The sequence below is a fragment of the Massilia eburnea genome (assembly GCF_050709955.1).
In the GTDB taxonomy this organism is placed as follows: domain Bacteria; phylum Pseudomonadota; class Gammaproteobacteria; order Burkholderiales; family Burkholderiaceae_D; genus Rugamonas; species Rugamonas eburnea_A.
This window is the reverse complement of the sequence record NZ_JBNZFX010000006.1, coordinates 69,891-81,690: the sequence shown is the minus strand read 5'-3', so window position 1 is coordinate 81,690 and position 11,800 is coordinate 69,891. Positions and strand designations below refer to the sequence as shown.

Annotated in this window: 11 protein-coding genes and 1 tRNA gene; 4 read left to right on the top strand and 8 right to left on the bottom strand. The window is 52.2% G+C overall.

What is annotated here, in order from left to right; all coding sequences use genetic code 11:
* Positions 1-75 precede the first annotated feature (75 nt).
* Both ACQ4MM_RS05950 and ACQ4MM_RS05945 read right to left on the bottom strand, forming a co-directional pair.
* Positions 76-267 (bottom strand): AbrB/MazE/SpoVT family DNA-binding domain-containing protein, encoded by a 192-nt coding sequence (locus ACQ4MM_RS05950; RefSeq protein ID WP_431476522.1) that lies wholly within the window; start codon positions 265-267, stop codon positions 76-78.
* Between the two features lie 74 nt (positions 268-341).
* On the bottom strand, positions 342-773 hold the full coding sequence (locus ACQ4MM_RS05945; RefSeq protein ID WP_431476521.1) for a helix-turn-helix domain-containing protein: 432 nt from the start codon (positions 771-773) through the stop codon (positions 342-344).
* 397 nt (positions 774-1,170) lie between these two features.
* Between ACQ4MM_RS05945 and ACQ4MM_RS05940 the strand changes: the two genes are divergently transcribed.
* The 4 genes from ACQ4MM_RS05940 (at position 1,171) to ACQ4MM_RS05925 (ending at position 4,249) form a co-directional block, all read left to right on the top strand.
* Positions 1,171-1,569: a hypothetical protein gene (locus ACQ4MM_RS05940; protein ID WP_431476520.1), complete on the top strand. Its 399-nt coding sequence runs from the start codon at positions 1,171-1,173 to the stop codon at positions 1,567-1,569.
* Entirely contained in the window at positions 1,566-2,153 is a 588-nt protein-coding gene (locus ACQ4MM_RS05935) for an HAD domain-containing protein (protein ID WP_431476519.1), read from the top strand. The genes ACQ4MM_RS05940 and ACQ4MM_RS05935 overlap by 4 nt, the downstream gene beginning before the upstream one ends.
* 349 nt (positions 2,154-2,502) lie before the next feature.
* Positions 2,503-2,991 carry a hypothetical protein gene (locus tag ACQ4MM_RS05930; RefSeq protein ID WP_431476518.1) on the top strand — a complete coding sequence of 163 codons (489 nt, stop codon included), beginning with the start codon at positions 2,503-2,505 and terminating at the stop codon, positions 2,989-2,991.
* A 208-nt stretch (positions 2,992-3,199) separates the two neighbouring features.
* Positions 3,200-4,249: a hypothetical protein gene (locus ACQ4MM_RS05925; RefSeq protein ID WP_431476517.1), complete on the top strand. Its 1,050-nt coding sequence runs from the start codon at positions 3,200-3,202 to the stop codon at positions 4,247-4,249.
* Between the two features lie 219 nt (positions 4,250-4,468).
* Here ACQ4MM_RS05925 and ACQ4MM_RS05920 read toward each other — a convergent pair whose 3' ends face one another.
* The 6 genes from ACQ4MM_RS05920 to ACQ4MM_RS05895 all read right to left on the bottom strand — a co-directional run bounded on the left by ACQ4MM_RS05920 (position 4,469) and on the right by ACQ4MM_RS05895 (position 11,521).
* Entirely contained in the window at positions 4,469-5,113 is a 645-nt protein-coding gene (locus ACQ4MM_RS05920; RefSeq protein ID WP_431476516.1) for a hypothetical protein, read from the bottom strand.
* The gene (locus ACQ4MM_RS05915) at positions 5,113-6,177 is read right to left on the bottom strand and encodes a hypothetical protein (RefSeq protein WP_431476515.1); all 1,065 of its coding nucleotides are present in this window, start codon (positions 6,175-6,177) and stop codon (positions 5,113-5,115) included. Before ACQ4MM_RS05915 ends, ACQ4MM_RS05920 begins: the two co-directional genes overlap by 1 nt.
* 7 nt (positions 6,178-6,184) lie before the next feature.
* Positions 6,185-7,350 (bottom strand): IS3 family transposase gene (locus ACQ4MM_RS05910; RefSeq protein WP_431476514.1). Its coding sequence is split into 2 segments (ribosomal slippage): positions 6,185-7,098 and positions 7,098-7,350, totalling 1,167 coding nucleotides; the frame shifts between segments, so codons are not numbered across the junction.
* 48 nt (positions 7,351-7,398) lie between these two features.
* Positions 7,399-9,756, bottom strand: a complete 2,358-nt coding sequence (locus tag ACQ4MM_RS05905) for a hypothetical protein (protein WP_431476513.1) — start codon at positions 9,754-9,756, stop codon at positions 7,399-7,401.
* Positions 9,753-11,162, bottom strand: coding sequence for a tyrosine-type recombinase/integrase (locus ACQ4MM_RS05900; RefSeq protein WP_431476512.1), 1,410 nt, complete (start codon positions 11,160-11,162; stop codon positions 9,753-9,755). The genes ACQ4MM_RS05905 and ACQ4MM_RS05900 overlap by 4 nt, the downstream gene beginning before the upstream one ends.
* A gap of 288 nt (positions 11,163-11,450) precedes the next feature.
* Positions 11,451-11,521, bottom strand: a tRNA-Gly gene (locus tag ACQ4MM_RS05895).
* Positions 11,522-11,800: the final 279 nt, after the last annotated feature.

The following is an 11,800-nucleotide window of genomic DNA, read 5'->3' as shown; positions in this document are numbered from 1 at the left end:
TGATAAAAGAGGAATCGTCATACCGCCCTTCTGCTTCAGGAGAGAGTTCTGGGCACTCAACGGCAAAATCGTCAATCAAGACAGAGATTGGTCAGGTTTTACCGACAGGCCCCCATGGCACTGACTCCGCCACTTTTTCACATGCACGATGACGGTACCGTCAACAAGTTTTGAGAACACGAGGCGATCTCCAGCCACCAACCCAATGGAAGTGCGGAGTTTCTTCGGAAGCGTAAAGCGTCCCTTAGCATCAAGTGTCACGAGCATTGTCACCGCCAGCCCCTCGCTTTGTGAGGTTTCGGAAGTTAGGCACCGCTAATGGCCCTAACTAAATCCAAAAGCTAACGTCCGCCTCGTAGCACTTCAAGATACTCAGCGAGACGCGCCCGCTCATCGAACGACATCTCACCCCACACCTGCACCACATATGCCAGTCGGTCGTCCTCAGCGTAAAAATATGAAGCTGGGACCATTAGGGCTTCAGCCAGTTTAACGGTGATCGCATAGGGTGGCTCATGAATCCCGGCTTCATACCGAGAAATTCGTGCACTGGCCGTATGTTCATCCAAACCGATCTGAACGCCAAGCTTATCCTGGGGCAGGCCAGCTCTTTTACGGGCTTGCCGTAAGCGTTTTCCAAAAACGGACGCTAACTCTTTCTTTAACATTCTACGATAGTCGTAGAATTTTGTTGAGATTTCTCTACGAAATTCGTAGAATTGCCAATCGAAAGTTCTCTTTTTCTCCGCCAGGTAGAGCGGATTCCTTAACACACGACCTTAAAGGGATGACTCCATGGATCAGCCTAAGTTCACAGTGCCAGACGACTTCCCTCGTCCTCGACACGCTGGAGCTGTCGCCGGCTTCCAGCCGAAGCTACTTCGCGTTCAATATGAAGGAAACTACTACGCTCCAGGGTGCACGCCGCCGGAGCTGCGCCAGCGCTGGGATATTTGCGAGGACTTAGCACGACAGTTCGTTGAAAAGTCACGGGAATCAAAAGCTGGCAAAAGAGCCCACATGTCGGAAGCGGAAATTCTTGACCAATATTGTGCTCGGGCGATGAAAACCGGATGGGGGTCCGACGACGAAATGAGATGGGTTTTTCGCCGCGTAGCCGCCATTCTAAATTGGCCTGTTCCGAGCTCCGCTATAGCGCCAGCCGAATGAATGGCTAAACTGCTTCACGCTCAAATACTCGTCGATGGATTGACCACGCCGGCATATCACGTATTGAATGCGGCATTTGAACACGCTATGAACGCCCCAGCTGATTCAATCCATAGGCTGCCCCTTGTAGACGTCTACAAGCGCGCGCATCTTGCCACCAGGACGTCTCGACTTCATTTTGCGCAGATCGTAGAAAGTGCAAAGCATGCGACGGTGGAGCTTGATCGTGTGGATATCACACACCCTGAAAACGAGGCCGAACACATAGGCTGTTGGCCAGCCTTTGAAGCGACCGCTGTCACTGATACCCATTTCGAGTTCACTTTCTGCCGGTACGTGCGCTTGGACCGTGTGTTTTTTAGCGGGTACTGGCGCTCTGGAAACGGCAGCCCGCAATGACCCAGTCGCCAGGCTTTACGAGCGTAGGCAGCGAATCACGCTCGCATCCATCGGAATTGGATTTCCGCCCCTCGAACGTAGTGGTGTACCTCGATTTTGACGGTGTTCTTCACTGCGATGAGGTCTACTGGTCGCCGAAAACTGGCATCTATATGCGGACACCAGGTAGAACCTTGTTCGAATGGATGCCAATCTTGGAGGAGCTTTTAGCTCCATACCCCGACGTGAAAGTAGTGCTTTCGACGTCGTGGGTCAGGGTCAAGGGTTTTGGATATGCGAAGAAGCAGCTGACACCATCACTACAAAGTCGCGTCGTGGGAGGCACATTCCACCGCCGTGAAATGCGGAAGTATCTGTTCGATAGCATGTCACGTGGTGCCCAGGTTCACGCCGACGTCCTTCGTCGTAGACCGAGGGCCTGGTTCGCCATCGACAATGATGATAAGGATTGGCCAGCCAGCTGCCGTGAAAATCTAATCAAGACAGAGGATCGGACTGGGCTTAGCGATCCAGCAATTCAGGCAGCGATTTGCGAACGATTGGCATTGCTCGAGACAACTAGATGCCCTACGCAGTCTACATGACGCATCTTCGGCAACCGTGGCCCTTTCGAGAAAACACCCGGCCAGCGCTAGGTGCATGAAGCCGGGAGGCGGGTAACTAGAAGCGCGCTATATGTGCCTGCTGTCGTGCCCCGTCGCCACACCCGGTGCTTAGGAACTCTGCAGAGCGTCTTCATACGAACGCCTTGCCAAAGAAGACAGTGATTGGTGCGGTCATGCGCAACTTGTGCGCATGATGTTTGCTGTAGTTCGATCTAGTGTCGCGTATCAGCCAGATTATCCCCGAGACCGTCAAATGAGCTAAACTCACCGGCGACTGAAAACGGCCAGTATCGGTCTTTCTCCAACGTCGACTTTTCGAAGCAAACATATGGAACTGCGGCAAGAACTAACACCACCACAACTCGATGGAAAACTTGTTGATCGGCTCGTCCAGCTTGCCGATGCCATCGACGGCAACCCAAGTCAGGCTCTGTGCGCCGAGTTCAACAAACTCGCAGGCACGGAACTTCCTGTGAGCTTTTTTCAAGGTGTGTACGGAAGCGAAAACCACGCTAACTTTGTGCGGAGGGTGCTGCACAAACAGCGCATCAAACCTGTGCCAGATGTTACTCGAGAAGAGCTTGTTGAAATTGTCCGGCGCGCGATGAAACCTGATCAGGATGGGTTGCACGAGGCATACATGGCTGTGTTCGAATGTAACGTGCCACGGCCACACGCATCAAATCTAATTTTCTATCCGGCTGACTACGACTCCAATAACGACACATGGGGCAACGGAAAACCGATAAGCGACTACGATCCGAACCCTGAGGAAATCGTCGATTGCGCTCTCGATACAACCACTTATCAGCGGTGAATTGCTGGGAACCGGAGCGACAATGGGCGAAACATGCCTACGGCCGTGTTCTCGATATAGCGTCAAGTACAGCACTTGAAAATCGAGACAGTATCTGAGAGGGCTGTATGTTGCGTTAGAGTTCTGCAAGGCCGCTACTGGCTCGAAAGCAGGTATTGGCAGCGCGGCATGTTAGATTGGCGATTTAAAATAAGCAAGAAGGGCAATAGTGAGCATAGATTCAGCACCCGACAATCCTGCCCGAAACGTCCTCGCTGCCGGAGTGACAGACGCTGCCGTCCTTGCGGCTGTCGCTCGTTCCGGGTACCCCTTGCAGACCATAGTAGCTGAAAAGCTGGCTGCTGAATTTCATGTTCGGGAAGAGTGGAGCTATTTGGACAGAGACAGCAAGGGCCTCCGAAGCATGGATGTTCTCGCAAGCCGCCCATTGTTCGGGTTCAACGAGCCCCAGCCGCGCGCCCGACCCACGCTCAATATTCTCATCGAGTGCAAAAAATCTGAGCTGCCATTTGTGTTCTTCGCTAATCGGCACAAACCTTGGCTTCCGAATTTCCCGCTCGTGGCAGGGCTGAAGTCTTCCAATATAGAGCTTGTCACTGACGACGATTTGTCAACATTCACGCTGCCTGTTTTAAGTGTGCTCGGTCTGGACAATCACAGATTCGTTAAGGACGTGCCCATTTCCAGTATCTTCAGCAAATGTGCGCGCCGATCTGGCGGAGAGTTGGAACTCTCAGGGGAGGACTCATACAACGGGATAGTTCTCCCTTTAATCAAGGCCGCAGCACACTTTGAGCAGACTGAGGCGCCTCGCACGACCTTCTATTACTTTGATGCTCACCTGGTAGTTCCCGTTGCCGTTCTTGATGCTCCTATGGTGCTGCTCGAGACAACTGAGGCTCAGCCGGTAGCACGATTGACGCCTTGGGTCCGGGTGGCGCGACATGAGTATGACAAGGACACAGAAGATTGGATGAAAGATCGGCTTTGGGCGCTAGATGTCGTCCATGTGGATTATCTGGATACTTACATCAAGGAGCACCTTCAACCATTTGCCGAAGAATTCTCTCGGAGAGCACTCGCTCACCAAGAGGAATTAGCCACTGGTCAGGGGTTTGTGTCGGGACTTAGCGCAAGCTCTTACGAGGATATTGAAAACCGATTGAAGCCGAGACCGATCATGAACAAGGCGTTTAGAGGCGTGAGCATCATGCGGCGATTCATGACGTTCCCGTACTGGCTTTGGAAAAACAGATGACCAATACTGGTCACCGTTCGGCAACGGGCTCCACGATAGTCCGTTCGACACAGACGCCCGACAGCGGTCAACTCCGGCGCTAAGCGTCCGCTACGGTGCGGAAGCTGCCTGCCCACAATCTCTGTCGGGTAATATCTACGCTACTAAAGTTTAGCGGTGCCTCATCTCCGGTTACCTCCGCCGCTGTCAGGCTGGGTGCGCGACAAGAGAGATACCGCGTCACTTTCCAATCCAGGAATTCGCAGAAAGCCAGTCCAAGAAGACCTTCGCTGCATCTCGATCAACGATGACGTTACTTCTTAGGGGCGCCCCCAAGTCAATAATGCAGCCTCGGCCAGAATCGACACTGACCAAGCCTTCGAAATGCTCTAATACCAACCACAGAGCTTTGCAGGCCTGGGCGCGCTCGTTGGACAATAGAACAATCTCATTAGCCGAGTCGCCTAACGCCTTAACCGGAGGTGCAAGCGCTGGTTCTCGGCTCACCCGTTCCTCAAGATCAGAGATGTACAGCCTCAACCTTTCGTTGTCTCGCTTGGCGTTTGCGAGGTCCAACTCTATTAAATGAATGCGGGCCTGTGCAATCGGATCACTCACTTTTGTTGTGGCGCCGGAGCCTTTCGCCAACATGTACTTATGTAAGTGCGACTTGTAGGTCTCGTTCCTAAGCAGAGTCGTGTAGCTACAGGGGCTGTCCCTTTTTTCGACAATGGTAAGTTGCGCGGCTACTGCTGTCGCCAATGATGTGATGTGCTCAAATTCTGCACGCGACCTCTTCAGCGATTTCAGATATTCTTTGATCGCAGACTCTCGTCCCGATACGGCCGACTCCTGATAGTGCCTACAGTTGGAAGTTTTTTTCATCAGCCATCCAAGCGGTCACTTGCAGTAGTCCCTGAAAGTATTGAGATACTTCGATTCGGCAACGCATCCAGAAATTCATTCGATTCAAGAGCGTTCTTAAGGTCGTCGAACGAGAACTCGTACGCAGCCACAATCGAACGAAGTAGGCCAATGCATTCTGCCCTCGGGTTCACACTGGGCTCGAGGGTTAGCGCCTCCCGCACGCGGCCTGTTTTCGCAAGAAGCTGCCGGCGAAACAGATCGAAGCGAGCTCGAATCTGTGGGCTTTCAAGTGAAGGAAATGCCTCGCACTCCTGAAGTCGCGCCAGAACATACTCAATAGAGCGAGTGGGGAACAGTACCCGCTTGAGGTCACGCTCCACAATTTCTGGTTTTCGCACATGCCAAATCTTTGAACTCGCTCCTGCCACAATTCGTTGACGCATAACTTCTAAAATCTCCGCCGACATCTGCCATGCCGCGAGGTCTTCTGCTAGAACATAACGCGTCTCTTCGAGAGCATCGATTTCCTCGCTCGAGTAATTCAGCCGCTCTGCCTCTGCGATTCGCCCCTCAATTTCAGTCAAACCTTCATGCACTTGACGGATTTTTGCCGTAAGTGCAGGAAGATGGTCTATCGACCTAACAGCGTAATTGCAAGGTCCACAGCGGCGCCACCCCCTTAACTCTGCCACCACTTCCGCAGGACAATGGCCGCCGTAGGGGCAAATCTCCGTCTTCGTCTCAATTGCTCCGGCCCCGCGAGTTGCACGCAGCAGCTCCACCCCACTCTTAAGCCGCTCAGACAGACTCAAGCTTATGAAGCCATAAGCTGAAATAGCTTCATCGGGCTTCGTCCGCAAGCTAGCAGACAAGTTCGAATTAACGTCGTCAGCCTTTATGTGCGGAGACCCAGGGGAAGGCGCTGCTCTCAACATTGCTTCGTAGCCCTGCTCGTATCCGATGGCCTTTAGATGAAGGTGTTGTCGCTGCTGCTCAGCAAGCGTCTCCTCTTCATCCAGAACAACATAATGGTAGACGGTCGCTTCAGTCTGCCCCTGAGGTGTACTGTCAATGGTGGACACTTCCGTTTCAAGCAGCCAGCGCCTGTTTGCCGAAGTTCTCAGCGAACCTCGCTGGCGACTCGTAACCAAGGCGCGAATGGCGCCGCTGGCGGTTATAAAAAATCTCGATGTACTCCTTGATGGCTGCCTCCGCGTTGGCCCGTGTAGCGTACCTCTGATGATGAATCATTTCGTTCTTCAAGCTGCCCCAAAAGCTCTCCATAGGCGCGTTATCGAAGCAGTTCCCCTTGCGCGACATAGAGGCCCGCATTCCGAACTGCGAGACCAGCTTGCGGTAGTCGTCAGCGCAGTATTGGCTCCCCCGGTCAGAGTGCAGGATCAGCCCTGGCGCCGGCCGCTTACTCCGCACCGCCCGCCACAGCGCTTTCGCCGTCAGATCCTGCGTCATTCGCGCGCCCATGGCATAACCGACCATCTCGCATGTGAAGACGTCTTTGATGCCCGCCAGGTAGAGCCATCCTTCCTCGGTGGCGACATAGGTGATGTCGCTAACCCAGGCCTCATTCGGCCGTGTCGGCGCGAAGGTCTGCTCCAACAAGTTCGGCGCCACCGGGAAGGCGTGCTTCGAATTGGTCGTCGCTTTGAACTTCCGCTTTTGCTTGCAGCGCAGACCCAGTTCCCGCCGCAGCCTTACGATGCGATCACGCCCTGCGTCAAAACCTTGTGCGGCCAGCTCTGGCTGCAAACGCAACGGCCCGTAGGTCTCGCGCGTCTGCGCATGGGCGGCCTTGATGGCGACCTTCAATCGCTCGTCATCTTGCCGTCGTTGAGATGGCGGGCGACCCACCGCTGCATAGAAGCCGCTGCGCGACACCGAAAAGACCCGACACAACAAGCCAAGCGGGTATTCAAGTCGCACCGATTTCATGAACGCGTACCGGGCAGCGACTCCCTCGCAAAGTACGCGGTGGCCTTTTTTAATACTTCCTTTTCCATCCGTTCGACAGCCAGTTCTTTGCGCAACTTGGCGACTTCCGCTTCCAGTTCGGCGACGCTACGGCTGCCTGGAGGCGCAGCAGCATCGGTACTACGTTTGGCGGCGCTTACCCAGTTGGCCAACGTCCCTTTGGGTATCGCAATCCGCTTGGCTGCTTCCTCAAGCGTCAAGCCTTGCGCCAGTACCAGCTTCACCGCCTCGGCCCGAAACTCTGGCGTGTATGTTGTTGATTTCATGATTTCACTCCCTTTGACAAGTTTATCAAATGGAAGTGTCCGAAAAACTCAGGTTACCTCACCCGTCCAGTAGCGACCTATTAGGTCAGCGGGTAGGATACTTATGGCTTGCGAAACCACGCTTACACGCGCGCTATGTGGAGTGATATCCGACTTAGGAAAAATCGCACATCGTTCCGATTGCGACGCCCCGTACTCACGAAGTCTGTGCTCCAAGTCTGGCGCACCGAAATCTATTCCACGAGGAAGTAGCCGAAAAAGAGTAATGTCTTTACCGGTAATAGGTACTAGCATGCCCTGCAATGCGGACAGCAATCGCATCCAGCAAGCAGAGTAAATATCGTCGCTATGTGGGCTACCATCCGCATAATAAGCAAACAATGGAAGAATCTTTCCAAATTTACTTTCTAAGTTCTTGTTGTAATAGATTTTGTTTGCAAAGCCTTGAACGGCAATTTCCTCACACCAGTCACGCTGCAGTCGAAGAATCTCGATGACGCGAAAGTTGACGAAAGGGCGCCATCCCGCCATCTTGACCTTGTCAGTATTGACGTAGAGCTCTGCAAACTCCTGTGCCGCTTCCACATCAGCCAAATGGCGATCAAATGAGATGCGATCTAACCACTGAATATGATTCTGGCGGAGCCCTGTGTAGAGCGAAACCACGATCTGGTGAAGTGCGTGTGGGTGCGGCACCATTGCTGATAGCCCGTTTTTAAGTAGGCGCCTCCCGAAACCAAAGACGTTTGGCACTTCCCAAAGTGGAAACGCCTTACCTTGATACCAGACGAGCGGTACAAAACCGAATTGGTCTTGATGCTCCATGCAATCAATGGTCTTTGCTTCCCTACTAAACCTCGCCAAATAATCGGGGGCAACCTCTCCCGCCAAGACACGTTCAAAGATCACCTTTGATAGCTCAGCCAGCGCCTCGGATAGCGACAAGAACAGCTTGAAGACTTTTCTAGGGATTGGTCGCTTCCTGGTCCCAGAGCTTCTTTCCGACCGCGGATAGTCATGTCGATGAAGAGGCTGACGAAAGCCGTCTGAGGAAGGCAACGAGTCGCCGTAACGCTCGATGAACGCAAATAGCAACTCAACCTGTTTTAGTATCGCATAATGGCTTGTGTTACTCCACTCTCTGATGCCACCAACAACCATTAAGAATTCAACAAAGGGCATCGGCCGTTGTCGGCCTTCAAGCAATCCCAAATCCGAAACGAACACCGCCGCAACAAGCTTTTGGGGCGAGGATGGAAAATCATATTCAAAGCCAGGGTTTGCGGCGTACCAATAGGCGAGGTATCCAAAGAGGTAAATGTTCCAATACCCTAACGCGGCAACTCTGCTTTTCTTGCTTTCAAGCTTAAATTTACGCAAGAATGAGCGCTCAATTTTAAGCCAAACTTCCGATGCACCTTTCAAATCCATTTCCAGTCCAGGCAGGACCTTCAACTCAGCAAGAGCACCTGGCTCCATAGTAGATGGATTCTGACTTGCAGCAATTTGAATTAGGTTGCTATTGCCCTTTCCGAGCGAGTTCTCCAAATCTTGCAGCGCCCGAACCGGTCTAGAAGTCATCAGAACAGCTCGCCAGCCATCCCCGTTGATTGGCGAGTCCTTACCGTATTTCCGTCCTAACAAATCGGAAAGCATCAGCAATCCAAGGTCCGCATGCCCAGTAAAGCCAGTGTCCTCATTGGCCACCTTCAATGCTAACAAATCATCATAGTTTGCATCAGCAAGTTCGAGCCATCCTGCCGCGACTAGAATTCGCTGTCCCATCCATACAAGACGTTCACGTTGAATGGAATTGTATGCCTCGAAGACAGGCTCAGTTTGCACTGCTCCATTTCGGTACTCAACCGAGCGTATTAATCTAAGCAATTCAGGCAGCGCGTCGAATGGGATCAGTTCTCGCCTACATACAATTCGCCCGCTCCTGTCCTTGAAATACCCCCGAGGCCACTTAAAAAAGAAAGGAAGGACAATTGCCCGGCGAATGTGCAACGCAATCAAGAAGACTGAAAAACCTCGTTTCAGAGGCTCGAAATAGGACTTACGAAAACCACCATTACCTGGTCCGGTTACTTCAGGGTTATTTATCACTCTGCCGTAGAGCTCATACGTGCATTGTCCCGATCTCATGCTTACAAACCTAAGGACATCGCACACATAGTCTTCGTCAAAAATTTCAGCCTTTTCCGTCAGAACGAATTCTTCGATATGTGCCGGGAACGCAGCTTCAGAGAAGCTCTTCGTTGAAACAGTCCGCAAATCCAGGCCTTGGAGCTGATACGCTTGGAGAATCCATTGGGAGGCATCGGCAAAAGCTTCTTTAACGCTTTTTAGAAATTCGTCACCTGACTGCAGGAAGACCAGCTCAGACTTAGAAGTATTGATCACGTTGCGCCCTTCTCTTGATTCAACTGCGCTTCTACCTCTGCTAGCCGAGCCAGCAAAATCTTCCTCTTAAATTCGTTCAGCGAAACCGCGTCGCCATGACTAAACAATTGCAGGTTTGCATAGCGAAGCTCGGCGTCCAGACGATCCATGTCAATCCGAGCGTACTTCGCTGTATCCTTGGCATGCTTGTGTCCCATTAGCTTCTGCACTGTTCCAAGCGGCAGTCCATACGATCCATTTGGCCGCGGAAAAAAATTAAGTAGGTAGGTTCCATACATGTGCCGGAACGAATGGGGGCCTTGAATGCGTTCGACTCCAGCAAGCTTTACGGCTCGTCGAAGGACTCCATTTCTTGAGCTCGCTGAAGCCAAGAAATATGGGGCGCCTTGGAACGCCCCTTCGTCGTACTGAAAAACAAAACTATGTCTCCCATGCGGGACGTATTCATATCTAAGGTAGCCAGCGAGTGCTTCGAAGAACCAAGTAGCAAAGGGATCAATTAGCAAGGTCGCTACGGTTGTTCGACCTTTCCATACCAATTTATCGCGCTCTATTGGTTTGAGGGATAGATATGAAGCGCAGTTTTTCCGGGCGGTAGGGTCTACCAATCGTACGGACTGGGCGACCATATCTATGTCCTCCCACAGTAGTTGTAATGCCTCACTAATCCGGCATCCACTTGCGGCACATAACGCATATAGGGCTTTATCTCGATAGGTGCGACAGTAGCCTAGAGTTTCGAACACTAAATCAAACGGAAATGCTCGCTCGTGGTCGTAAGTGATCTCTGGCATCGCTGTACGTAACGAAATGCATTCGATAAACTTGGGGCCGCCGGCGATCACTCCCGCCATCATGGAATTCGCAAACAATGCTTGACGCTGAAAGGCTGGAATGACTCGTCTCTCATTCAACTCGACAAACAGTTTTTGAGGGTCTACGAAATGGCAAACACCTACCTCCGTCAGCTCCAGCATTTGCGCTCGCACACGCTCGTTCAGCCTAAGAAGGTATCGAATTGCAGCATGCTTGGTTGCAGATGAAAACCCCGAAATGCGAGGTGAAGGTAGCGTCTTGCTGATGTTCCGAGCGATTTCGCTGCCGGCATCCTCCCCAAACACCAAATACTCGTCATAGGCACCGATGATGTCGCCTAGCATTTCACGACTAACATTTCCGCTTTCCGTGATCTGCGGGCAGATCGAAGCTTCAAACAAGTAATTGAGAAATTCAGCGACCCATCGGCTGTAATGCCTACGCGTGTGGTAAGGCAGTCGCATAAGCGAATTTGCGAAAATCTCATATGCATGAACCGGCCTGCCATCGGGACCGAGCAAACGCCAGGACTCCCGACCATCTTTCAATGACCTGATTAAGGAGACGTTCTTCAGAATTGACTTGCTCACACTTCCCCCGCTTGGCTTGACTACATTCGAGTCTATGCCAAGCGCAAGTCGATTATTCAATAACCCACTGATTTAAAAGGAAATCTATAACAAAATGAGCGAAGAAAGCCAACTCTTCTGTGGCTGTGGGGTCACTACACGGCGTCGATACGGTACAAGTAGGAACGTTCTTGGCACCGAATCGGCCCGCACTAGCGCGAGCTGGGTCAAGAACCGACAATGCAGAGACTGGCTACGAGTCTAGATGCACATTCGGAAACCGAAAAAGCTGAGGAGGGATACCGAAAAAGCGGGTGAAGGGAATCGAACCCTCGTATGAAGCTTGGGAAGCTGCCGTTCTACCATTGAACTACACCCGCACCGATATCGCGAAGTCTAATGTGCATCTGGTAGAACATGCAATAAGAACCCTCGTATGAAGCTTGGGAAGCTGCCGTTCTACCATTGAACTACACCCGCGTGCCACGCATTCTATGCGGCTTTGCCCAATGTTGGCAAGAAGGACACTCGCTGGTGTCCGTCCTTGCAACTCAAACCCTGAATGAATGAACGGCTAGCCGTCGGCAGTGAAGCCGAGCGTATAGATCCCCAGTGTCGCACGTCCGCCGCGGATGCGTAGGCCTGTGTGACGCAATACC

Bases quoted from the DNA above. Each gene is read 5' to 3' on its own strand.
- ACQ4MM_RS05940 (WP_431476520.1), top strand. From the start codon at position 1,171: ATGGCTAAACTGCTTCACGCTCAAATACTCGTCGATGGATTGACCACG.
- ACQ4MM_RS05920 (WP_431476516.1), bottom strand. From the start codon at position 5,113: ATGAAAAAAACTTCCAACTGTAGGCACTATCAGGAGTCGGCCGTATCG.
- ACQ4MM_RS05930 (WP_431476518.1), top strand. From the start codon at position 2,503: ATGGAACTGCGGCAAGAACTAACACCACCACAACTCGATGGAAAACTT.
- ACQ4MM_RS05935 (WP_431476519.1), top strand. From the start codon at position 1,566: ATGACCCAGTCGCCAGGCTTTACGAGCGTAGGCAGCGAATCACGCTCG.
- ACQ4MM_RS05950 (WP_431476522.1), bottom strand. From the start codon at position 267: ATGCTCGTGACACTTGATGCTAAGGGACGCTTTACGCTTCCGAAGAAA.